This is a genomic window from Arthrobacter sp. UCD-GKA, from assembly GCF_001863355.1.
GTDB lineage: Bacteria > Actinomycetota > Actinomycetes > Actinomycetales > Micrococcaceae > Paeniglutamicibacter.
The window spans coordinates 149,009-172,200 of the sequence record NZ_MOLR01000004.1 but is presented as its reverse complement, the minus strand read 5'-3'; the positions used below and the strand labels follow the sequence as shown (position 1 = coordinate 172,200).

Annotated in this window: 20 protein-coding genes and 2 pseudogenes; 13 read left to right on the top strand and 9 right to left on the bottom strand. The window is 60.9% G+C overall.

The annotated features are described in order from the left end of the window. Nucleotides 1–18: 18 nt before the first annotated feature. On the top strand, nucleotides 19–519 hold the full coding sequence (locus BLJ79_RS07075) for a DUF456 domain-containing protein (RefSeq protein WP_071214485.1): 501 nt from the start codon (nucleotides 19–21) through the stop codon (nucleotides 517–519). A gap of 16 nt (nucleotides 520–535) precedes the next feature. Here the strand turns inward: BLJ79_RS07075 and BLJ79_RS07070 are convergent, their stop codons facing one another. Then, a complete protein-coding gene (locus BLJ79_RS07070; RefSeq protein WP_071214019.1) occupies nucleotides 536–793 on the bottom strand; it encodes a hypothetical protein in 258 nt (85 codons plus the stop codon). 239 nt (nucleotides 794–1,032) lie between these two features. Between BLJ79_RS07070 and BLJ79_RS07065 the strand changes: the two genes are divergently transcribed. Beyond that, nucleotides 1,033–1,416: a hypothetical protein gene (locus BLJ79_RS07065; protein WP_071214018.1), complete on the top strand. Its 384-nt coding sequence runs from the start codon at nucleotides 1,033–1,035 to the stop codon at nucleotides 1,414–1,416. 103 nt (nucleotides 1,417–1,519) lie between these two features. Here BLJ79_RS07065 and BLJ79_RS07060 read toward each other — a convergent pair whose 3' ends face one another. Together BLJ79_RS07060 and BLJ79_RS07055 are read right to left on the bottom strand one after the other, a co-directional pair. Continuing rightward, on the bottom strand, nucleotides 1,520–1,759 hold the full coding sequence (locus tag BLJ79_RS07060) for a LapA family protein (RefSeq protein ID WP_071214017.1): 240 nt from the start codon (nucleotides 1,757–1,759) through the stop codon (nucleotides 1,520–1,522). Between the two features lie 38 nt (nucleotides 1,760–1,797). Continuing rightward, nucleotides 1,798–2,472, bottom strand: coding sequence for a TetR/AcrR family transcriptional regulator (locus tag BLJ79_RS07055; protein WP_083411070.1), 675 nt, complete (start codon nucleotides 2,470–2,472; stop codon nucleotides 1,798–1,800). Here BLJ79_RS07055 and BLJ79_RS07050 point away from each other — a divergent pair. From BLJ79_RS07050 to idi, 4 genes are all read left to right on the top strand, one after another. Beyond that, a complete protein-coding gene (locus tag BLJ79_RS07050) occupies nucleotides 2,454–4,007 on the top strand; it encodes a flavin monoamine oxidase family protein (RefSeq protein ID WP_353615468.1) in 1,554 nt (517 codons plus the stop codon). The two genes, BLJ79_RS07055 and BLJ79_RS07050, sit on opposite strands and share 19 nt — an antisense overlap. A 5-nt stretch (nucleotides 4,008–4,012) precedes the next feature. Then, nucleotides 4,013–4,891 (top strand): universal stress protein, encoded by an 879-nt coding sequence (locus BLJ79_RS07045; RefSeq protein ID WP_071214016.1) that lies wholly within the window; start codon nucleotides 4,013–4,015, stop codon nucleotides 4,889–4,891. Between the two features lie 85 nt (nucleotides 4,892–4,976). Then, the gene (locus BLJ79_RS07040) at nucleotides 4,977–6,503 is read left to right on the top strand and encodes an APC family permease (protein ID WP_071214015.1); all 1,527 of its coding nucleotides are present in this window, start codon (nucleotides 4,977–4,979) and stop codon (nucleotides 6,501–6,503) included. Between the two features lie 172 nt (nucleotides 6,504–6,675). Beyond that, entirely contained in the window at nucleotides 6,676–7,206 is a 531-nt protein-coding gene (gene idi, locus BLJ79_RS07035; protein WP_071214014.1) for an isopentenyl-diphosphate Delta-isomerase, read from the top strand. A gap of 182 nt (nucleotides 7,207–7,388) precedes the next feature. Here the strand turns inward: idi and BLJ79_RS07030 are convergent. The 5 genes and pseudogenes from BLJ79_RS07030 to BLJ79_RS07015 all read right to left on the bottom strand — a co-directional run bounded on the left by BLJ79_RS07030 (nucleotide 7,389) and on the right by BLJ79_RS07015 (nucleotide 13,294). Beyond that, nucleotides 7,389–8,724: pseudogene (locus BLJ79_RS07030) on the bottom strand (IS1182 family transposase). A gap of 238 nt (nucleotides 8,725–8,962) precedes the next feature. Beyond that, entirely contained in the window at nucleotides 8,963–9,160 is a 198-nt protein-coding gene (locus BLJ79_RS22815; protein ID WP_139194765.1) for a helix-turn-helix domain-containing protein, read from the bottom strand. A gap of 113 nt (nucleotides 9,161–9,273) precedes the next feature. Then, a complete protein-coding gene (locus BLJ79_RS22310; protein WP_139194764.1) occupies nucleotides 9,274–10,047 on the bottom strand; it encodes a gamma-glutamyl-gamma-aminobutyrate hydrolase family protein in 774 nt (257 codons plus the stop codon). Nucleotides 10,048–10,133: 86 nt separating this feature from the next. After that, nucleotides 10,134–11,621: a flavin-containing monooxygenase gene (locus BLJ79_RS07020; RefSeq protein ID WP_217641830.1), complete on the bottom strand. Its 1,488-nt coding sequence runs from the start codon at nucleotides 11,619–11,621 to the stop codon at nucleotides 10,134–10,136. A gap of 941 nt (nucleotides 11,622–12,562) precedes the next feature. Next, nucleotides 12,563–13,294 carry a FadR/GntR family transcriptional regulator gene (locus BLJ79_RS07015; RefSeq protein ID WP_071214012.1) on the bottom strand — a complete coding sequence of 244 codons (732 nt, stop codon included), beginning with the start codon at nucleotides 13,292–13,294 and terminating at the stop codon, nucleotides 12,563–12,565. A gap of 130 nt (nucleotides 13,295–13,424) precedes the next feature. Here BLJ79_RS07015 and BLJ79_RS07010 point away from each other — a divergent pair, with 130 nt between their 5' ends. From BLJ79_RS07010 to BLJ79_RS22305, 6 genes are all read left to right on the top strand, one after another. Next, complete coding sequence (locus tag BLJ79_RS07010) at nucleotides 13,425–14,186, top strand: SDR family NAD(P)-dependent oxidoreductase (protein ID WP_071214011.1); 762 nt, start codon at nucleotides 13,425–13,427, stop codon at nucleotides 14,184–14,186. Then, on the top strand, nucleotides 14,180–15,451 hold the full coding sequence (locus BLJ79_RS07005; RefSeq protein ID WP_071214010.1) for a YlbE family protein: 1,272 nt from the start codon (nucleotides 14,180–14,182) through the stop codon (nucleotides 15,449–15,451). The genes BLJ79_RS07010 and BLJ79_RS07005 overlap by 7 nt, the downstream gene beginning before the upstream one ends. Continuing rightward, entirely contained in the window at nucleotides 15,448–16,203 is a 756-nt protein-coding gene (locus tag BLJ79_RS07000) for an SDR family NAD(P)-dependent oxidoreductase (RefSeq protein ID WP_217641829.1), read from the top strand. The genes BLJ79_RS07005 and BLJ79_RS07000 overlap by 4 nt, the downstream gene beginning before the upstream one ends. A 70-nt stretch (nucleotides 16,204–16,273) precedes the next feature. Next, entirely contained in the window at nucleotides 16,274–17,653 is a 1,380-nt protein-coding gene (locus tag BLJ79_RS06995; protein WP_071214008.1) for a glutamine synthetase family protein, read from the top strand. A 35-nt stretch (nucleotides 17,654–17,688) separates the two neighbouring features. After that, the gene (locus BLJ79_RS06990) at nucleotides 17,689–18,612 is read left to right on the top strand and encodes an alpha/beta hydrolase (protein ID WP_217641827.1); all 924 of its coding nucleotides are present in this window, start codon (nucleotides 17,689–17,691) and stop codon (nucleotides 18,610–18,612) included. Beyond that, nucleotides 18,609–19,352, top strand: a complete 744-nt coding sequence (locus tag BLJ79_RS22305; RefSeq protein WP_083411068.1) for an SDR family NAD(P)-dependent oxidoreductase — start codon at nucleotides 18,609–18,611, stop codon at nucleotides 19,350–19,352. The genes BLJ79_RS06990 and BLJ79_RS22305 overlap by 4 nt, the downstream gene beginning before the upstream one ends. Before the next feature lie 115 nt (nucleotides 19,353–19,467). On the opposite strand, the pseudogene BLJ79_RS24030 reads toward BLJ79_RS22305, so the two are convergent. Then, a pseudogene (locus tag BLJ79_RS24030) lies at nucleotides 19,468–20,093 on the bottom strand (transposase); the annotation flags it as partial. Nucleotides 20,094–21,737: 1,644 nt separating this feature from the next. Between BLJ79_RS24030 and ltrA the strand changes: the two are divergent. Further along, nucleotides 21,738–23,159 (top strand): group II intron reverse transcriptase/maturase, encoded by a 1,422-nt coding sequence (gene ltrA / locus BLJ79_RS06970; RefSeq protein WP_286135298.1) that lies wholly within the window; start codon nucleotides 21,738–21,740, stop codon nucleotides 23,157–23,159. The last annotated feature ends 33 nt before the right edge of the window (nucleotides 23,160–23,192 follow it).

The following is a 23,192-nucleotide window of genomic DNA, read 5'->3' as shown; positions in this document are numbered from 1 at the left end:
GATGCAAGACTTGCACTTGTGGATATCCAAGTCATCACCACCGTTGTTGCCGGGTTGCTCCTGGCGGTCGCCGTCGTGGGAACCATCGTTCCGGTGCTCCCCGGAAGCCTGTTGGCCATCGGCACGCTGCTGGCCTGGGGCTGGATCCTGGGCAGTCCCGTCGCCTGGTGGTGCGCCGGGATCGGCATGGGCCTGGCGCTCGCCGGCTGGAGCGCCTCGACGGTGCTCACCGGCCGGAACCTCAAGCAGCAGAAGATCCCGCGCGGCTCCATTGCCCTGGCCATCGCGCTGGCCGTGGTGGGCATGTTCGTCATTCCCGTGCTGGGCCTGTTCATCGGCTTCGCACTGGGGCTGGTGCTGGGGGAATACGGGCGGCGCAAGGATTTTCCCGCCGCGTTGCGGGCCTCGGGATCCGCGCTCAAGGCCATGGGGATCGGCGTCCTGGTCGAATTCGGGTGCGCGGCCATGGCCTCGTCGGTGTGGATGATCGGTGTGATCGTGCACTTCACCACGTGCTGAGCCAGGCCTGCCGGGCTCAGGCCGGGTCCGGCCCGGCCAAACGGACCAGCGCCACCGTTATTTCGCCGCCCCCGACGTAGGTGAATTCGGCGCAAATGGAAGCCGTTCTGCCTGCCGCGTGAACGTGCGCCCACCGGAGCACCTCATGGACGTCGTCGGCGCCGACCAACCGCCACTCGTCGCTTGCGCCGTTTTCGTCCCGGAAATCCACCCGGTAGACCGGCTGCGGGTCCTCTTCCGATACGTAGCGCGGGTCGACATTGGTGGCGATCATCGTCCAAGCCTGGCCGCGCGGCAGCGGAGCCGCCGGGGTCCGGTCCGGGGCGTTTGGACGCATTGTGCCGCCCGCCACGGCTTTTGCGCGGCCCAGGCCACAACACCCTGTGAGCTTGCCAACCGAAAGCGCATAATAGCGCACCCGGGCGCAAAAGCGCACGTAATCTTGATGCTACAACGAACGAGTCTTGGGCGGGTGCTGATTTCTTTCCCCGCGAACTGAAAAAGGGGTAGGGAATGCGGTTGCTGCACAAGGCAATGCCACTGGGCGAAGACATCTTGCTGGCACGTCACGGCTCGAACATCGTCGAGATGACCCAGGACCGCAAGAACAACCTGACCCGCGCCCGCCTCGTCGACGGCAGCATCGACACCGCCTCGAACTTCCTGGTGAGCCTCAACGCCATGGCCGCGGTCACCCCGGCCGAGCGTTTCGGCAAGGTTGCCGGCGACTACTCGGCGGACCGGCTTCCGGTCAGCCGCCAGGAAATCCGGTTCATGGCCAAGCTCACCGGCGTCTGGGCCGTTGCCTCGACCGCCTTCATCGGCGCACTGGGCTGGGTCATTTTCAACTACGGTGATCCGGAGTCCCTCGTGGGCATCATGGGCACCTCGTTCTAGGGGCGACCCGCCCTTCCTGCCTGCAGCCCCGTCGCGACGCACCTTCGAAAAGGTGTCGGACCGACGGGGCTTTTTTGCGCCCGAGCAACACCCGGGCAGCGCCTTAGCGCTTGCGGAACGAGAAGCGCCCGATGGCCCAGCCAATGAGCAGCACCGCGCCCAGGGAAATCCACAGCGGTGCGTTCAGATCAAGGAACAGCAGCTCGATGCGGACCCGCTGGCGGTTCTGCAGGATGAAGACCAGCACCGCGACGGCACCTGCGATCGCGATCCAGTTCTTGGCGGTCATCCGCGAAAGGAACCGCACCACGGGGTTCGTTCGGGTTCCAGGGGTTTCGCTCATGGAGCCAGCTTATCGCTTATTCGCGGTTTGACGGGCGGCTATGTGGTCCGGGAAGCTGCCATCAGGCCGTTGACGATGGCGCGCAGCCCGGCGCGGAACGCGGCGTCGGCACTGTTGCGCCCGGTGGCCCGCTGCGCCTCCAGGGCGCCCTCGAAATTCGGGATGCCTCCGGCGTTTTCCCCGGGGTCGAAGATGTCCAGCGGTGCGGTGGCATCGAGGGCCGAGCCGAAGATGAATGATTCCAGGGCCACGATGGCGGGAATGATGTCTTCCTGCTTCCAGCCGGCGCGGGTGAACCCGGCCGCGACCTTTTCATACATTTCCAGCGTGCGCGGGGACCCCGAGACCGGCAGCACCGCGATCAGCGGGATCAGCGGCGCGTGCCCGGCGAAGATGTCGCGGTAGGTCACCGCCCAGGCCGTGAGCGCCTCATCCAGCGGCAGGGTCTCGAACACGGTCGAATCGACCCCGTCCATCACGATTTCCTGGATCCACTGCATGATCTCCTGCTTGGACTCTACGTGGTTGTACAGCGCCGAAGGGGAGACCGACAGCGACTTCGCCAGTGCCGACATGGTCAAGGTGGAGTATCCGCCCGCCACCACGAGCTTCAGCGCCGCCCGCGCAATGAGCTCCCGGTCCAGGACCCCAGACCTCGGGCGCCCGGCGCGGCGGCGCGGCGCGGCCGTGGAAGATGCTGGTTCTTGCTTCAAGTTCCGCTCCTGACGTGGCCCACTTCACAATACTGCACAACATGGCCTACCATGGAACCAGTCTAGTAAATGAACGTCATTCATTTAGAACACCGGAAGAAGTGGACATCATGACAACCCTGGATCGCGACGTCGTCATCATCGGAGCCGGCCCCTCGGGCCTGACCGCAGCCTACGAGCTGCGCAAGGCGGGAAAGACCGTCGCAGTGCTCGAGGCCCGCGACCGTGTCGGCGGCCGCACCTGGAGCCAGGACATGGACGGGGCCACCATCGAGATCGGCGGCCAGTGGATTTCCCCCGACCAGACCGGCCTGTACTCGCTGATCGAGGAACTGGGCATCGAGACCTTCGAGCGCTACAAGGCAGGCGCCTCGGTCTACATGGCGGCCGACGGCACCCGCACCGTCTACACCGGCGCGGACTTCCCGGTGGCCGAATCCACCGTCGCCGAAATGAACAAGCTCATCGCCGAGATGGACCGCCTTACCGCTCAGGTCGACCCGGACGCTCCGTGGGAGCACACGCGGGCCGAAGAACTGGACATGATCTCCTTCCACCACTGGCTGCGCACCCTCTCCGACGACGAGGTGGCCTGCAACAACGTCGGCCTGTTCATCGCCGGCGGCATGCTCACCAAGCCGGCCCACACCTTTTCCGCGCTGCAGGCACTGCTGATGTCATCCTCCGCCGGCTCCTTCACCAACCTGGTCGACGAGGACTTCATCCTCGACCGCCGCATGGTCGGCACCATGCAGGGCGTCTCGATCGCCGTGGCCCAGCGCCTGGGCACCGACGTCTACCTGAACAACCCGGTGCTCAAGCTCGACTGGTCCGAGGAGGGCGTGACCGCCCATGGTGCCGACGTGACCGTCAATGCCAAGAAGGTCATCGTCGCCGTCCCGCCGAACCTGTACTCGCGCATCTCCTACAACCCGCCGCTGCCGCGCCGCCAGCACGTGGCCCACCAGCACCAGTCCATGGGCCTGGTCATCAAGGTCCACGCCGTCTACGAGACCCCGTTCTGGCGCGAAGAGGGCCTCTCGGGCACCTGCTTCGGGCCGACCTCGATCGTGCAGGAAATCTATGACAACACCTACCACGAGGAAAGCACCGGCACCCTGGTCGGCTTCATCTCCGACTTGCAGGCCGACGCGATGTTCGAGCTCTCCGAGGCCGAGCGCAAGGAAACCATCCTCCAGGACATGGCCACGTACCTGGGCCCGAAGGCACTGGAGGCGAAGGTCTTCTACCTCTCCGATTTCGCCGCCGAGGAATGGACCCGCGGCGCCTACGCCACCAGCTACGACCTGGGCGGGCTGTTCCGCTTCGGGCCAGACCAGAACAAGAACGTCGGCCCGATCTACTTCTCCTCCTCGGATCTGGCCGGCGAGGGCTACCAGCACGTGGACGGCGCCGTGCGCATGGGACGGCGCACGGCCGCCCGCATCGTCGCCGCGGTGGACGGCACCGCCGACGACCCGGGGTACGACGGAGTCATCTCCAAGTTCGGCACCCTGACCTCGATGGACGCCTAGGTTCCATGCGCTATCTCGTTGGATACACCGCCGACGCCCGCGGCGCGGAGGCCATCGCGCTCGCCGCGGCGCTGGGCGGGCCCGCGGCCCACCTGGACATCGCCATGGTCCTGCCCGAGGACACCCCGTTCTCGGCCACCTACCCGGGCAGCGACCACGGATACTCCTCCATCCTGGCTGACCAGGTTGACGCCTGGGCCAAGGAAGCGCTCAACCTGGTTCCGGCCGGTCCCACCGCCCGGGTCATCGCCCGCGCGGTCTCCTCCCCGGCCGCCGGATTGATCGCCATGGCCAAGGAAACCGGCGCCCGGGCCATCGTGCTCGGCGGGCGCAAGCGCCACGTGGCAGGGTTCTTTGTCCCGGGCTCGGTGGCCAGCTCGCTGCTGCACGCCTCGCCGTTCCCGGTGGCCATGAGCACCCCCGGTGCCGTCGCGTCCCTGGAAAGGGCCGGGGGCAAGCTCAGCCGGATCACCGCATTCGTCGGCACCCGCCCCGGTGCCCGCGCCGTGGTGCAGGCCGCAGCAACGGCGGCAAGCAACCAGGAACTGGCGCTGCGCGTGGTGTCCCTGGTGGCCCAGGACCATGCCACGGCCGGTTCCGCGGAAGCGGTCGACTCCATAGAGCGCACCCGGGCCGCGGCCGCCGCCATCGTGGAGGAACTCGGCCTCACGGCCGAGATCACCGTGGCCTCCGGCACGGGCATCGACGACGCCATCGCCGAACTCGACTGGGTGGACGGCGAAATCGCCGTCGTCGGCTCGAGCCGCCTGGCGCGCAAGCGCCGGCTCTTCCTGGGCACCACCGCCCAACGCATGCTGCGGACCCTCCCGGTCCCGCTGGTTGTGGTTCCCAAGAACCACAAGCCCGAAACGGCCCGCTCCTAGCACCAACTCCCCGCATGAGGGTGCCGCGCTTTCCCCTGCCCGCCAGGCGGGAAGCGCGGCACCGCCTGGATGAAGGAATACAACCATGAGTCGTGACACAGCGACCGAATCCCGCGCCACACCGGCGGCCGAATCAGGCCTGGGCGACAAGGGCCTGTCCAAGGGCACCGTCGGCGTGCTTGGTGCCGTGGTCATCGGCATCTCCTGCATTGCCCCCGCCTACACCCTGACCGCTGCCCTGGGTCCGACGGTCGCCGAGGTCGGCACCCAGTTGCCGGCGATCTTCCTGGCCGGTTTCCTGCCGATGCTGCTGGTGGCCCTGGGCTACCGCGAGCTGAACTCCGCGATGCCGGACTCCGGCACCTCCTTCACCTGGGCCACCCGCGCCTTCGGCCCCTGGATCGGCTGGATGGGTGGCTGGGGCCTGATCGCCGCGACCATCATCGTGCTCTCCAACCTGGCCGCGGTCGCGGTGGACTTCTTCTACCTGCTGATCGCCCAGCTCACCGGCAACGACGCCATCGCGGAGCTGACGCGCAACCTGTGGGTCAACATCCCCACGACGCTGGTGTTCATCGCCGCCGCCTGCTGGATCTCCTACCGCGGCATGCAGACCACCAAGGCCTTCCAATACGCGCTGGTCGCCTTCCAGCTCGTGGTGCTCACCTGGTTCGCCGTGGCAGCGTTCAGCCACGTGAACAACGGCACCGCCTTCGACCCGACCCCGATCGCGCTGGACTGGTTCAACCCGATGGCCGTGCATTCCTTCGCGGCCTTCGCCGCCGGCGTCTCGCTGTCGATCTTCATCTTCTGGGGCTGGGACGTTACCCTGACGATGAACGAGGAAACCACGAACCCCGCCAAGGTCCCGGGCCGCGCCGCCACGCTGACGATCCTGATCATCATGGGCATCTACATGGTGATCTCGCTGGCCGTGATCTCCTACGCGGGCATCGGCGAAACCGGCCTGGGTGCCGGCAACCCGGAGAACCAGGAATCGATCTTCGCGGTGCTGGCCGGACCGATCATGGGCCCGTTTGCGATCCTGATGTCGCTGGCGATCCTGTCCTCCTCGGCGGCTTCGCTGCAGTCCACCCTGGTGTCCCCGGCCCGCACCATCCTGGCCATGGGCTACTACAAGGCGCTGCCCGAGCGCTTCGGCAAGGTTTCCCCGCGCTTCATGTCCCCGTCCACGGCCACCATCACCGCCGGCTCGGCGGCCGCGGTGTTCTACGTGGTCACCCGGTTGCTGAGCGAAAACGCGCTGTGGGACACCATCACGGCCCTGGGCCTGATGATCTGCTTCTACTACGGAGTCACCGCACTGGCCTGCGTCTGGTACTTCCGCCGCGAGGCGTTCGACACCGTGCGCGGCTTCTTCTTCAAGTTCCTGGCCCCGCTGGTGGGCGGGGTGATCCTGCTGGTGATGTTCGCGAGCACCGCACGCGATTCCATGGACCCGGACTACGGCTCGGGCTCCAACATCGCAGGGCTGGGCATGGTGTTCATCCTGGGCATGGGCGTGCTGGTCCTGGGCGTGGCCGTGATGTTGTACATGCGCATCCGCCAACCCGGGTTCTTCAAGGGCGAGACGCTCAAGCGCATGCTGTAGGCGTTGGCCCGGCAAGACCCCTGGTGGCTGCCGGTTTGGCGGGAGACATGTTCCCCGCCAAACCGGCAGCCGCCCCGTTAAGCCCGAAATGCGGCCATGATCCGGTCCCGTGCGGGCATGGGATGATTGAGGCTGAGGGGCATGGCCCCGCCACCTTCGAAGAAAGAGAGTCATGAGCGAGGAACTTGTGGTGTTGTTGGCCAACGACGGCACCCGCATCGGAACGGCATCCAAGGCGCTCGTGCACACCGCACACACGCCCTTGCACCTGGCCTTCTCCTGCCACCTCTACGATGGCCAGGGCCGGATCCTGATGACCCGGCGCGCCCTGTCCAAGAAAACCTGGGCAGGGGTGTGGACCAACTCGTTCTGCGGGCACCCGGGGGAGGGGGAATCCTTTCCCGAGGCCATCGCCAGGCGCGCCGAGCAGGAACTGGGCACCACCATCTCCTCGATCGCCCCGCTGCTTCCGGACTTCGCCTACCGGGCCGTGGACGCCTCGGGAATCGTCGAGAACGAGATCTGCCCGGTCTTCTCCGCGCTGATCACCTCCGAGCTGGCCCCCAACCCGGAGGAGGTCGCCGAGTACGCGTGGGTCGAGCCCCAGGCGCTGAAGACCGCCGCGCTGGCCGCGCCCTTCGCCTTCTCCCCGTGGCTGCTGGAACAGATCGCCCAGGGCTCGCTGTCGGAGGGTCGGCCCTAGGTGCGTGGGTCAGTATCGCTTTGACGGTCGGCACTGTGTCTTCGGGAAACCTGGCCGCGGATGGCTTGATTGGGGTGTCTGGCGACCAGCGGTGAAGTATTCCGGTTTCCGGGGTTCCTTTGGTCCGGATCGGGGTCTGGTGGGGGCCTGCGCGCAGCACAGGCCCCCACGCCTCGTTCCCGCTACCTGGCCGGATTGCCCCGGTAACCATGCAGCTTCATCAGGTTGTGGCAGGCGGCCAGCAACTTCCACTCCAAGGCCGCCTTCCCCAGCCCGCGCAGCAACGAGTGCTTGCCCTGCCGCGTGTGGACCTGCCCGAACACCGGCTCGACGATGGCCTTGCGCCTCGAATAGACCTTCTTCCCGACCTTGGTTTTCAGCTTCCGGGCCATCCGCTCTCCCACGGTGGCGTTCGCCGGGATCCGGCCCCTGGGTGCCTGAGGGATCGGGGTCGAATGCTTCATGCGGCCGGTGGAAATGAAGAACTCGGTGCCATGCGCCGTTTCAAGGTCCCGCGCGATCGCGAGGTTCGCCTTTGAGCAGTATCCGGTGTCCGCCAGCCACTTCCTGGGCATCCGCCCGAGGTTTTCCATGGCCTTGTCGACCATGGGAACCAGCTGCCCGTAGTCGTTGGCTGCCTGGTTCAGTTCCGCCGCAACGATGACCTGACGGTATTCATCTACGACGGCCTGGCCGTTGTAGCAAGTAGGAGAAGGCACCGGAGGCCTGCTTCATGATCCGTGCGTCGGGATCGGTGAAGTTCCGCTGCGCCTTGGGCTTCGGCACCGCATTCTTGGCCGCCTTGTCCCCGGCGGCGGTGATGCCCTCGTCGTCGTCCCCGCGGTCCCGGGCCTTCTCCTCGGCCTCGGCCCGCGCCTTCTCGGCGGCCTCCGCCTCGATGGAGGCCCGAGCGATGGTCATCGCCTCGGCGCGTGCCTGCCGGCTGGCCAACTCCGCCGGCAGCTTGTCCGCGCGCTTGACCGGCCCGAACTTCGCGTCCTCCGTTGCATCCACGGTCTTGGCCTCCGCCAGCAGGCCGCAGACTTCCCGGGCCAGGACCTTCTGCTTTTCGGTGAGCCGCTCATAGGACATGGCCTTGTGCTTGGAGGCATTGGCCCGGACCTTGGTCCCGTCCAGGGCCACCTTCCCCAGCTTCACCATCCCCGCAGCCCGGCAGAGTTCCAAGGCCTGGAGGAACACGTTGGCGAAGGCCGCCAAATGGCGATCGCGGAAGCGGGCAATGGACCGGAAATCCGGGGCCTGCTGCGCCGCCGGCCCGCGGAACGACACCACATTGGTGTAGGCCCGCTCAAGCTCGCGGGAGGAACGGACCCCGGTGCAGTACCCGTAGAGCAGGATCCGCAGCATCAGCCGCGGATCGTACGGAGGCTGGCCCTTCGCCTTCCGGTAGGAGGCATAGAAGCGGTCCAGGTCCAGCTCGTTCGCCACCAGCTCGGCGATGAACCGGGCCAGGTGACCCTCGGGCAGCCATTCGTCCAGGGACGGCGGCACCAACATCACGGCATCCGGATCGAAGGCCCTGAACCGCTTCTTCGCCCCGCCCTTCAGGTCGATCCGGTCATCGGAGGCGACCTCCACCCGCTCCACCAGGGACTCGTCAAACAAACCATCCTGCGGCAGCGAAGAAGTGGTATCCATACCCCCAATTACCCCAGTGTTGGCGCTGAAACCCGGTTAATCCCCCGGCGCTTTAAGGATTCCCCGGATCACCGTTTCCCACTACTGACCCACGCACCTAGAAGGAATACGCCTGCTTGGTTGGTTGGCTGTCCAACGCGGCCCTACCCCAAATCTTGAATCGTTTCTCCAGACCTTCAACGGCCCAGACACTTACGCCAAGTCTTGAGGATACCGCGCGCCGCCCGAAACCTTCCTCGAAAAGATCGACGGCGGCCAACCGCTGCTCGGCGGTTAAGGAGCTATGTTGATTCATGAAAAATTCCCCGAAAGTATGGATCTGGTTTAGTCAGTCCAACTTTCGGGGAGCAGTTCAAAGATCACCGGCGGCCCTTCGTGCGTCAGCGGCCGGATGCCGAGCCCTACCTACTAATCGTCCATCGGCACCAAGGCGGGCACAGGACTCATGGTGCTCGACAAACGGTTTTGCGCGGAGGCTGCTGCCTGACGGACAAATCCCTTGAGTATGTTGAGTTGTTCATCGCTTGTTTTCCAGAGAACCTCTGGATGCCATTGAACTGCGACAACGGGCTCGTTTGGCATCTCAAAAGCTTCAATTAGCCCGTCGTCGGCATAGGCGACTTCTAAAGTTCCCGCCGGGAGCCTTTTGATTCCCTGATGATGCAGGCTGTTGACCGATATCTTCGACATCCCTCCGAGCCATTCAGAGAGCTGGCTGCTCCCGGCCACCGAGATGTCATGAACCGTCGTGACCAAAGCTTCCTCCGTATATCGATGCTTCACGAGCTCTCCCCGATCCCGGGGAAGATCCATATACAGATCCCCTCCAAGTTCAGCAGTCAATAGCTGAGCCCCACGACAGATAGCAAGAACTGGGATGCCTCGCGAACGCGCCGATCGCCAAGCTCGAAGTTCGTTTTCGTCACGGGCGACGTTCACTCCACGTAGAGTCGGATCCTGACGGTCCCCCTGATATTGCATTGGATCGATGTCACCGCCGCCGCTCAGAATAAGTCCGTCTACCCGACCGGTGATCTCATCGATTCCGAATACTTCCGCCTGACAATCAACAGCGAGAGGTACCGCGCCAGCTTCGACGATACCTTCAAACATTTGCCGCCAATGAGTGAAATCCTCAAGTTCTCGCGAGGAGTAAGTAATGGCAATGATTGGACGAGGCACAGATACTCCTTATTTCATTTTTGAACAAGAATCTAATGAACTGCACGCATACTCGACATACCAAGTGCGCGCTGAACCCGCTCCTACTACTGGACTTGCTGCACATCAAATTCGAGCGCGTTGACCTTTGCCTGTTCAATGAGCTGCAGGTACATTTCCGGGCCATCCGGCCACTGCGAAACGATTTTTCCCGTTTTTGACTGGAAGTAGTTTCGCGTTTCGCCCCACACCGTGAGACCCAACCGATCCTGCAACCAGGTGTTGTAGGACTCGAATTGCTTTCGTGAAACATCGACCGTGGACGCACCGCGATCGTCCATGCTGGAAATAACCGAAGCGATAAAGGCCGCCTGTGCCTCATAGAAAGTAACGAGGGGTATTGAATTGGTATTCGGTCCATACATCATGAAGAAGTTAGGGAAATCCGGGACCATCATTCCGAGGAACGCTGATGGCTCGCCCGCCCAAGCTTCATGGAGATCCCTCCCGTCGCGCCCTCGGACGGTCATCCCGCCGAGGTAGTTTGCCGCGTCAAATCCGGTCGCAAAGACAACGACGTCGAGTTCGTGCTCCTCCCCGTTTGAGTCCCGGATTCCTTGTTCGGTGAGTTCCTGGGCTCCAAACGGCACGATCCGAACCTTCGGATCTTGAATTGCTTGGTAGTAGGAGTCGCTATTGACGGTACGACGAGATTCGAATGGAAATTTGGGGGTGACGAGCTCAATAAGGTCCGGACGGGCTGCCAGCTCTCCCTGAAGATAGTCCAGCGCGCGCTGTGCCCGCAACTGATTCCAATGGCCATCCCTCTTGGCGTGGCTTGAGCCCCGCTGCATCTCGTCGTACCAGTCATACAGACGTTGCCTCTCTGCAAAATAGGTGTCGCTGCACGAGTACGCCTTGCGTTCTTCCTCGGTGAAGTCGCGCGCCTCCTTCGGGACTATCCAGTTCGGCTCCAACTGGAAGATCGTGACGCTTTGTGCGGTCTTGGTCGCTTCGGTCACGATCTGGACGCCAGACGACCCCGTCCCAAGTATTCCCACGCGTTTGTTTTCCAGCGAAAGACCTTCCGACCAGCGGGAAGTGTGGCAAATCGGGCCTGGGAAAGGATGATCGCCTCGAGCAAAAGGTGGAATCAATGGAATATTCAGAAAGCCAACACCACTGATAACGGCATCGAAGGCCCCGTAGTTAGTCCCGCTTGATAGTTCGATTGAATAAGTTTGGGATTCGTCATCCCAAATAACTGAGTCAACCCTCTCGTTCAATCGAATGCGACGCCCCAGATCCCACTTTTGAGCGACGTGGTTCAAGTAAGCGAGAATCTCGTGCCACTCAGCGTGAGTGCGGGACCAGTCGTACTGCTCAAATGAAAATGAGTAGATGTGCGATTCGAGGTCGACCTCAGCGCCTGGATAGCGGTTGTGCCACCATGTACCGCCAAGCCCCGGAGCCGACTCGAACATGGTGAAGTTTTCGACACCATCCCGAATCAACGCAGTGGCGGCCGCGATTCCACTGAATCCCGCACCGATAATAGCCACCCGAGCATTTCGGGAGATTGATTGTTGGGCCATCTCGCACACCTTTCCTAGAACCTGAACATGCCGTAAGAGCGAAGCCCTCACTTAATTTATAGTCCAAAAAAGTCTATTGGTCTAGTCAATGAACCATAGAACTTTCAGCGGTCACTTCCCGCAAACCGCTCCTGCCTTGTAGGTTGTATCCATTTGCCGACCGCCGAAACTCCAAAATGGCTCAATTTCCGCAGATTTTCCTCGTTCGCAGAGAGGTAGGCCCTCTGGTCTAGACGTCCCTGATCGCGGCAGATTGCGAGGAAGCCTGCCACCTTGCGACACGAAACATTGGGCAGCCCTGCCCCTTGAGTGAAAATAGCCCTTCAGAAATTTGGTAACTTGCGTTGCGAATCGGCTATGATCCCCCTCCGTGAGGGTGGCGTAGATTCGCGATTTTCGAGATCTGCCGGGAAGTTCCTTCCGGTCATCCATCACCAATTCCAGAGGTCAGCCAACCGGATTCGACATCACACTGGTATGGCAAATGGGTGTCACTGCTAGCCGATCGTCAACTTGATTTGCCGCAACAATCGGCATGGCGCATCCAAGGATTCCCGCCCTCTTCAGGCCACTCGAACGTGATGCCGCGACGCTGCGCCCCGAAGGGGATTTGCTGCTCGCTTGACAAAAGGGGAGCTTGGATTCTCTGCGGCATGCCGTCGTGAGCCAGTGAAGTATCGAAGGAAAAATGGCCAGGTGGCAAGCAAAGCAGCCCCTAGCGCCCCGTAGTCGCTGCCACTCCATCCAGAACGGCCGTTGTGGCGCCTCGAAATTTCAGAGATCCCCGCAAGAGTTTCAGGTGTTCACTCCGACCGGAGACTCGGCTCACTCACCCAACGATGGGCGGAGACATCCAACTCGCGACCGCACCGACCTCTTACCGGACCTTGCGTGAGACTGACCGAACAACTGGTGTTTAGTCCATAAATCGGCTCAACCGTTTACCGCTTCAGCCAAGATTCGATTGTCCTGCGCGTATCACGGATATGCGCCTCCATCAGTTCGGCAGCAAGAACATCGCTTTTCGCCTCAATAGCCCTCAATATTTCATCATGCAGGTCATTCGCATTCTCCTCAATGCGACCAAAGAGCGACCCCACCGGGGCCCACATCTGCCGGCGGGCATGACCGACCGCTTCGAGCAGCTGTGGATTCTGCGCTGCCGCCGCAATTCCCAAGTGAAAAGCCGAATCCAGCGCCTGGAAACGGGCCGTATGCTCAGCATTCTGGTCCGCGAGGCAGACCTGCAGGCTTGTATCCATACTTTCTAGTAGCGCGCGGAGCATAGCCACATCCGACCCTGTTCGTCGGGTGGCCGCAAGCCCCGTCGCCGCGGACTCGACGATAGAACGAAAGTCAAAGGCGTCACGGATTTCCTGCTGGTTCTTCCGCATCATCAAGCGGGCAAGCTCTGGATCAAGAGGTGGCGTCTGGACGACAAACCCGCCGCCTCGCCCACGCCGCACCGTCAACATCCCTTCGCGCTCGAGGACGGTGACCGCAGCGCGAACGGTCGTGCGAGACACGTCCAACTGCTCAGCCATTTCCCGCTCAGAGGGGAGCCTGTCGCCAGGCCTAAATTGACCCGCCTCAATAGAACGCCGAATCTGATCAAGCACAAGCTCATGGGCTGCGACTTGTCGGACGGGCTTCAAAGCACTCTCATTACGCATGTGCGGTTCCTTCCTTCGGGGTCATAAGGCCCAGATTTAGTTTGAGCATATCTGTGAATAGAGTGCCAAGAGAAAAATAAATGGTCTAGTTACTTGACCTATGGCCCTTTAGTGCTGAATGATGAGCGTTATGTCAGTCACACTCACAGATGGGAAAGAGAACTTGAGCTCAAAAGTTATTGTCACGGGTGGAGCCGGAGTTATTGGCCAAGCGATCTGTTTGAGGCTCAAGGCCGAGGGGTATACGCCCGTTGCATTTGATCTTTCATCCGCTGTATCTTCAGGGTTCCGAGAGGGCCTAGAGGGCATCCAGGCCGTGGACGTCGATATCACTGATCAGTCGAGCGTGGACCGCGGGATTCTTGAGACACTTGGTAACGGAGAGAAACTCGCCGGTCTCGTCAATTGTGCCGGCATCCTGCGTGAAACAAGTCTTGGCGGTCTCAAAGCTGAGGATATGGAGCTCATGTTCCAGGTGAACATTGCGGGTATGGCTCGGATGACGGAGGCCTGCTCCCCTCATCTGCACGATGGTCAGGCCGCTATCGTCAATATTGGCAGTTTGACGGGGCACTTCGGTCGATTCCGCGGAGCGTCAGTCTACGGAGCCACGAAAGCTGGGGTTTCCACCTATACACGCTACCTCGCCGAAGAACTGGCTGAACGAGGGATACGTGTGAACAATGTAGCCCCCGGCGTTATCCGCGCCCCGATGAGCCCTTCCATGGCAGCGGTTTCCGGAGGAGAAGAGGTATCCGCCAGCTATGCAATGCTCAAGCGGATCGGAGAGCCGGAGGAGGTCGCCGAGGCGGTCGCCTTCCTGATCTCTCCCAAGGCCTCATTCATCACGGCGCAAACCCTCCTTGTCGATGGAGGCGTTGTCGCATGGTAACCACGATTCAGAAGAGCACAAACGAAGAAAGTCTTGCACGTCTCGCCAACGACGAAAGTTTCGAGCGTCTAGATGCAGCTGACCCCTGGGTCATCGACGTGAAGCCCGCGGGTGAGGTCATTCCAGGCTTCCACAGTCGCCTGGTACTTACCTCTGGCGCACCGATGCCTTGGAGCGAATACACCGGAGGGCAGCGCGAAGCACTGATCGGGGGCGCTCTCTTCGAGGGACTCGCAGCAGATCGGGCTGGTGCCATAGCAGGTTTCGAATCAGGCGACATTGAGGTCGGCGGTTGCCAAGACTATGCCGCAGTGGGCTCCCTGGCCGGCATTTACACAGCTTCAATGCCGGTCTTCATCGTTCAGAACCGAGCACACGGCAACCTGGGATTCTGCAATTTTTACGAAGGCAAAGAGCCACGAAGGCTGAACTACGGCTGCTATGACGAGGGCGTGCATGAACGCCTGCTTCATGTGAACACGGTACTGGCCCCCGTGGTCGGCGAAGCGATCCGTCGACTCGGAGGAATCGCGCTGAAACCTCTTATCGCAAAGGCTTTGCGCATGGGGGACGAAGTCCACAGCAGAAATGCCGCTGCCTCAGTCCTCTTCAGCCGCGAGATCCTGCCAAGCGCACTGGACATGGTGCAGGAAGACTTCCCAGGCGTCCGGGAAACAATGCTTCATCTGGCAGAAAACGACTACTTCTTTCTAAGGCTCTCAATGGCCGCGGCCAAAGCCAGCGCTGACGCCATGCACGTTCAGGGCTCCTCCCTCGTCAGCGCGATGGCCTTCAGCTGCCGGGGTTTTGCAATAAAAGTTGCTGGTCTGGACGGCTGGTTTGAAGGTCCACCGCCGCTCCACGAGGGAAAGCTCTTTGCCGGCCACGACGAAGGAGAAATCACCTGGATGGGTGGCGAAAGCCCGATCACCGAGACCATCGGGCTCGGCGGATTCGCCCAAGCCTGTGCTCTCTCGTTGCAGAACTACCAAGGTGGCTCTGCTGCTGCCATGATCGACCGGAACACCGAGATGTATCAGATCGTCCATGGCGAAAACGGAAGCTACAAGATTCCGCTCTTTGACTTCCGCGGAACGCCAACCGGTATCGACATTTTCAAGGTTCTTGAAACGGACATTTTGCCCGTGATGGATGTTGGTCTGGCCGGCCGCGATGGCGGACAGATTGGGGCCGGTGTGATCCGAGCTCCCCGCGAGTGCTTTGAGCTGGCTGCGGCAGCATGGATGGAAAGGTACGGGGTGTGACCGTCACGAGCCGAGGTTTCGAGCTCACCTTTCAGGGCACAACTGCCCTCGTCACAGGGGCAGCTTCCGGGATTGGGAAAGCAACGGTTGAACGTTTTCTCGACTGTGGCATTGAGGTATTGGCCCTCGACCGAAGTGTTTCACCGGCCGTAACACGGAACGGGGTTTCTTCGTTTCCGTTTGCTGCGGACGTGCGAAATACCGACCAGTTGAAACTGGCAATAGCCGAATTTGGCCGGGCCCCTAATTATGTGGTCAATTGTGCCGGAATCCTTGATCCCACGGGGTTCAACAATGTCGACCGTGAAGCCTTCATGAAGGTGCTCGACGTCAACCTTGTCGGTGCTTACCAGGTGATTGACCTCGTGCGCGATGCAGGAGCGCTCCTTTCGGTCGTCAACGTCACCTCGATCGAAGCGACTCGTGTCGTTGCTTTGTCGGATCCAGACCCACACCCGGCCTACTCGGCGTCGAAAGCTGCGTTAACGATGCTTACCAAAACTGCGGCTCGGGCACTGGCGCCACTGGGTGTCCGTGTAAATTCCGTGGCTCCGGGTTTTGTGCTGACGCCAATGGCTCAGGAACATGGTGGACAGGAGAGCTTGCCTCCCGTTCTTGGACACCGAGTGCCTCTGGGCACGTACGCAGAGGCCAGTCAGATTGCCGACTCGATCGCTTTCCTATCCAGCGATCAGGCCAGCTACATTACCGGATCAGAACTAGTTGTAGACGGCGGCTTCCGGCAAACTTAGAAGATTGTTGAACCCGAAGTGCACTTTCCCACATTCTCTCGATTGATCGTTACGAACCATAGGAGATACGTTGCTTTCCTCAGTTGAATTTTCCACCCTTGGCCTTGAGACCTATCTGGAGCTCATCGAAACCGGTGAAATAGACACCGTCATGTGCGCAACTCCCGATCCGTATGGCCGCCTCGTTGGCAAGAGACTAACAGTGCAGGCGTTTCAGGCCCTGTGCCTCGACGGACATGGAGTCCACGCAACCAGCCATATGTTTGCCACAGATATAGAGCTCAATTCCCTCGAACTCCCGGTATCGAACTCCGCGAACGGCTGGGCTGATATTCGGCTGGTGCCCGATCTGACGACCTTACGACGCATTCCGTGGGAAAAGAACACACTGCTGGCACTGTGCGACGTCTACGAATCGGATTCTGATGACTTGCTCGCAGTCGCACCCCGAAGCATCCTGAAGGCCCAGATCGAACGTGCCCGCCAGGCAGGAATTCGGCTGAAGTTTGCCTCCGAGCTTGAGTTCTACCTATCGAGGACTCCTCACAAAGAAGCCTGGAAGACCGGGTACCGGGATGTCGAGATGCTGTCGAGCTACCGCTCTGATTACCAGATGCTTCAGTCGAGCCGCGATGAATGGTTTATTCATCAGATCCGGACGATGATGCCTGAATTCGGGATCTCTGTTGAGTCGTCAAAGCCCGAATGGGGCCTCGGGCAGCATGAGATCACCCTCGATTACTGCGACGCCCTGGAGATGGCGGACCGGCACGTTCTGTTCAAGCACGGGATCAAGGAACTCGCGTATAAGGCGGATCTGACCCCAACCTTTATGGCAAAACCCTCGATAAACGATGTGGGCTCGTCATGTCACCTCCACGTCAGTATCTGGGATGAGAACACCGGCTCCCCCTTATGCTGGGGAGACAACGGAATGTCCACGACTTTTGGGAGTTTTGTCGCTGGTCAGATGAAGCATGCAGTAGAGCTTGGGCTTCTCTTCGCGCCGACGGTGAATTCTTACAAAAGGTTCCTGCCCAACCAGTTTGCAGGAGGGGCCATCGCACTCGGACTTGACAACCGTTCCTGTGCCTTCCGACTTGTAGGTGCGGAACAGTCCTTCCGCGTTGAGAATCGGATTCCCGGTGCTGACGTCAATCCCTATTACGCCTACAGCGCGACAATTATGGCGGGGTTGGACGGCATTGAATGGAACCTCCCGGCACCTGCCATTTTCAAGGGAAACGCGTGGGAGGGACCGCAAATGGAGTTCATGACAACTTCGCTGCACAGCTCCATTGACCGCTTCGCCCAGAGTTCACTCGCCCGCTCAGCCTTCGGCGACGACGTCTACGAGCACATTTTGGCATCTTCCCGAAGTGAACTTCTTGCTTTTGACTCAGGCGTCGTCACCGATTGGGAAACCAAGCGCTACTACGAACGCGTCTAACCATCCACCCTGCAAACCACATGAAAGGAACCACAGTGACTCGACTCGACCCAATTGCACAGCAAATGATTGACGAAACCCGATCATCGGGCCAAATAAATGCGCATCTGCTGCCAGTGGCCGATGCTCGTCTACGGTTTGAGGCCGCTTTTGCGTCTCTCCAGAAGCCGGAGCTCGCTTCGGTTCGTGACGTGACTATTCCGACACGCGACAATCAGGCGATTCGGGGGCGCCTTTACCTTCCCGATGGCCGTACGGCACCCGGTCTGGTCCTCTATTTCCATGGAGGAGGTTGGCTACTGGGGAGCATTGACTCGCATGACGTAACGGCCCGAAAGCTCGCGGAATCCTCCGGATGCCCCGTCCTTTCCGTGGACTATCGGCGAGGCCCGGAGTCTCCATTCCCCACGGCCGTTAACGACGCCCTCGATGCGCTCGCCTGGGCAAGTTCCCCAGAGAATCCTCTCACCATCGAAAACAACAACAGAGTCGTGGTGGCGGGCGATAGCGCGGGTGGCAACCTCGCTGCTGCCGTCGCCAATGAAAGTCGTGATGAGGGGACTGTCATTCACCAGCTCCTCGTATATCCGGTGACCACGTGGGATCTGGACCGCGGAATGGACCCCGAGTTTGATGGCATCATGCTGGAGCGCGATGAGCTCCAATGGCACCAAGACAACTATCTTGCCTTCGAAGAAGACCGGTCGGACCGACGAGTGAATGTGCTATCTGCCGATCTTCGGGGCGTGCCTGAAGCAACAGTTATTCTGGCCGAATGCGACCCTATCCGCCCGCAGGGCGAGCTCTACGTTGAAGCTCTGCGAGAAGCCGGGGTCACTCTTGAAGTTCAACAATATACCGGGATGATCCACGGGTTCTTCGGTCTCGACGAAGTGTTCCCTGTTGCTGCAGAAGCGATGGAATTCGCGGGTCAGCGGGTTTCGGAGGCATTCCGATGAGCGACACAGGCTCAGTCACCCTCGTCACTGGAGCAACAGGTGGCATTGGAAAAGCGATCGTCTCCGAGCTTGTACGAGGAGGGCACCACGTCATAGCAACAGATCTCCGGGAGCCGGCCGCGAAGGACCGGGTGCCGGGCGCCCAATACGTTGCTTCAAATCTCTTGGACGATGCAGGGATTGAACGGCTGATCTCTGCGGTTCCGGGAGGGCTGCTAACAGGCTTGGTCAATGCCGCAGGCGTTGCCTTTTTTGATACTGATGGTTCCGTATTCGATATCGCAGAACCGGTGTGGGCGCAGACTATTGGGGTGAATCTAGACGGGCTGCGAAAGGTTACCAAGGCCGCGCTTCCCCTCCTTCGTGCAGGAAACCAGGCATCAATCGTAAATATCGCAAGCACTGCGGGTCTCCGAGGTATGGACGATCCTCTTGATGCATACCAAGTCTCTAAAGCTGCAGTGGTTTCGCTCTCCCAGTCAATCGCGCTTCAGCTTGGTCCCGAAGGTATTCGATGCAATACCGTCTGTCCCGGGGCCATTCTTACCCCGATGATATCTTCCCTCTATGACGAGTCTCCTGAACGCCGTCAAGACATGGAGAGGCGCACGCCGCTGCGTAGACTTGGTCTGCCTGAAGATGTCGCTTCCGCAGTTTCCTTCCTTCTGTCGGACAATGCATCATTCGTGACAGGAACGAACCTTGTCGTCGATGGTGGCTGGACGGCGCAAATCAAATAAAACATTAGTAACCACAAACTGTATGGGTCTCGATAGCGGGAGTTTCCTAGCTAATTACTCCGAGACTCATACCCTGCCTAGTCAGCCATTATATTAATATCAGGAAATGTATGACCTAACTTTTCTTCGGGGCCAGCTTCCCGAGGTTGAAGATCGCGGCAAGGTTGGCGTGGGTGTCGATTTCTTCGGTGAGCATGCGCCGGGCCTTGGGCCGGCCTCCGGTGGAGGGGTACATCATCACGGTTTCCTGGATGCTGCCTTGCCGTTCGAGCAGGTCGTGCACCGAGTGGTGTTCGCCGGCTTGTTCGGCTTCGCGGCGCATCAGGTGGGCCATCTACAGGGCCAGGACGCAGGTGAAGGTGTGGATGCGGATGTTGTGTTCGGTCCAATGGTTCATCGGTGAGAAGGAAACCACCTGGGTGTCCTTGAGTTGCCGGAACCCGAATTCGGCATCCGACTGGGCCCGATAGGCCTCCACCACCTCGCCGATGGGCCAGTGCTCGTGGGTGGTGACTAGGATCCGCTACCGAAGACCTCGTCCTCGAAATCCCGACGGGCTGCCTCATCGATGCTCACGCTCAGGCGGTGGGCGGCGGGCGTGGTGCCGGTGACCTCGCAACGCAGGATGCGCTGGAGCCAGGTGTCGCGGGTAATCGAGGCGATGTGTTCGGTAAGTTCGGTGGTGGTGCAGCGGGTCTTGCCGCGTTCCAGTGTGTCGGTGAGGTCCGCGAACCTCGCCTGGGTGTTGACCATTGCGTAATTCGACGATGAAGCCGTCACCGGATCTGACGACGAACCAGCTATGAAAACACCCCGCCACGATATTCCTGGCGGGGTGTCCATGGTCATGGTGGTGGCGTGATCGTCAGTGGTGCCGCGGGGTTATTCACTGGAAAACAAGGGATCTGACCGGCCGGCGAACCCGAGGTTCCCCTTGAGGTAGCAGGTGGTGTCCTCCAAACCCATGGGACCGATGGTGAATCGGGTGCCGATGCGCTGGTCCAGGGCAGACCTGACCGCCAGTTTCAACCGCCTGCGCAGGGTCGGTTGGCCGATGAGCAGCAACGAGTATTCTACGCTTTGGGAGCCACTGATATTGCCGTTGGGGGCCGGTACCTCCCCGGGTGGGAGCCACCGGCCTCCCGCGGGCCTATCCGTTCCTGAACGGCGCCGATCTTCTCGCGTCATGTGTACGTTCGGCCCGGATCCGGATGGGTGGTGGACGTCCCGGTCAGTGTCCACCTCGGCGTGGACGCCGGTGCCGGCCCACCTGCGGACTGCTCGTGCAGGACATGCAGTGTGCCGGGCCGCAACGACGTTCCCTGGGCGCGCGTCGTCTACGGAGGGGCTTCGCTGCAGGGTCCTCGCCGGACAGCAGCTCCGCTATCGCCGCCAGGATGGAGTCCGCCGTGTACTTCCCGTGGTTGGCGGTGCCCGGCAGCCTGCAGAGGCGACCGGTCCAGACCGGACCTGCTCACGTCGCGGCGTCGCCCACCACCCCGCCGGCCAAGTGGCTCCCGGCAATGCCCTTGGTGGCTCCCATGGAGAAAATTTGCGCTTTCCCGCGGTGGTCCCCACGCGCAATATTGCTGGCTCCCATACGAGCCAATATTCAATCAGTCACTACAGCGAGGACCGCGCCGGCTCCCCTGTATTCTTTCTGTATGCTCGCCGCCCACCTCGCATGGTGCCTGTGCACCGCCCGGGCACAGCTGAGCTTCACCGATGAAAACTGTCCCGTCCCCCCAAAGACCCAGTCGCCAGCTGGGAACTCCCCACCCATGGGTGAATCCGGCCCCGCAGCACCATCCGGATCCAGGGCGGCCGGAAGACCCTCAAGTTGCTCATCATGCCCACCGCCCGCCGGTAACGGGTCATGAGCCTCATGGGACAGCATGCCGAAGTCCACAGAAAGTAGCCAGACGCCCTGAACCCAAAAACGGCAGAATTCCCAACCGGGGATCCTGCCGTTTTTGTACGCCCAGCATGGGCATTTGCTTGGAGGTGAAAGTCCTCTGAAGGAGAAGGTGGTTTAACTTCTAGCCAATGGCAACTGCGTCACCGCGAGGTGGGGTGGGAAGGAAGCCGGAGGCAAAACCCTGCACCGAGGAACACGAACCGCATAGAAGGCATGCCGGTTGGGGTAAGCCGGCAAACGACGGTGAAGCCCGTCCCACCAAAACGGCCAGCGTGTAAATGCGGCGGCGGCAGGGGGAAAGTAAATGTTCTTATCTGGGGAGATCTGCTCCAGTGCGTCACCAGCAGTCGGGGTGGAGCGGCTCGGCCTTAAGGGTCGTGGCTGATGGGGCAGAAGTCAGCAGACGCCATAGTACCCACCGGGATCTTGTAGGTGGTGGGGAAGGGCCGAACGCTGGGAATTGATGATTGGAAGCGATATTTCTCGTGACTCATTGGCATCGTAGTAAATCCGTGGAGAGCGGAGCAGATGGCTTGTTGGAGGTACCGGTGAATCCGGGAGGGCCCCTGTCTGTGCGTAGTAGTGGGATTCCGGCGGGTATCGGGGACAACGTCAGGGGTGAGCAGGATCTATGGGAAAGTGTCTTTTCCCAAGGGAACCTGCTGGCCGCGTTGAAACGCGTTGAGCGCAACAAGGGCGCTGCCGGTGTTGACGGGTTGGGCACGGGGGATCTCCGCGGCTGGCTTCGGGAGCACTGGGTGGCGACTCGGGAGGCGTTGGACGTTGGCACGTATGCTCCGTTGCCGGTGCGTCAGGTGATGATTCCGAAACCTGACGGCGGCCAACGGATGCTGGGGGTGCCGTCCGTGCTGGATCGATTGATCCAGCAAGCTCTCGCGCAGGTCCTGGCCCCGGTCTTTGAGTCGGGGTTCGTGCCGGTCTCCTACGGATTCCGGCCGGGCAAAAGCGCCCACGATGCCGTGAAGGTCGCCCAAACGGTGATCTCCCAGGGGTATCGATGGGTGGTTGAGGTTGACCTAGATGCGTTCTTTGATCGGGTGAACCACGACATGCTGATGGCCAGGGTTGCGCGGAAAGTGAAAGACAAACGGGTCTTGAAATTGGTCCGCCGCTATCTCGAGGCGGGGATCATGGCCAACGGTATTCGACGGGACACGACGGAGGGAACCCCTCAGGGTTCTCCCTTGTCGCCGTTGCTTTCGAACGTCATGCTTGACGATTTTGACCAGGAGTTCTGGGGTCGGGGGCATCGCTTCGTGCGGTACGCCGACGATATCCGGTTGTTCCTGAAATCAAAGAGGGCCGCGGTCCGGGTGCTCGACCAAGCGACGAGAGTCCTTGAGCGGCGCCTGTCGCTTCGGGTGAACCAAGAAAAGTCCACGATCAACCCAGCGAACAAAGCTACCTTGCTGGGTTTCGGGTTCTACTTCGCCAAGGGCGGGGTCAAGATCAGGATCGCCCCAAAGGCGTTCACGCGCATGAAGGAGAAGATCCGTGCCCTGACCTCGCGGAAGTGGAGCGTGTCCATGGGGTACCGCATCGAACAATTGAATCGCTATGTGCGGGGTTGGATGGGCTATTTTCGGCTGTCTGAGACACCGAAGAAGTTCTCCGAGCTGGATAAGTGGTTTAGGCGTCGGATGCGGCAGATCCGGTGGAAGGAATGGAAAAGAACGCATACGCGGGTCGCGAACTTGCGCAGGCTCGGGATACGCCATGATTTGGCGTATCAATGGGGCATGGCAAGTCGTGCGTACTGGCGTGTTGCGGGATCTCCGATTCTTACTCGGGCGCTGCCCAATGCTTATTGGGCGGATCAAGGCTTGGTGTTGTTTCGCCAGAGTTGGGACAGGTTTCAAACGACCTAGCGAACCGCCGTATGCGAGGTCCGCACGTACGGT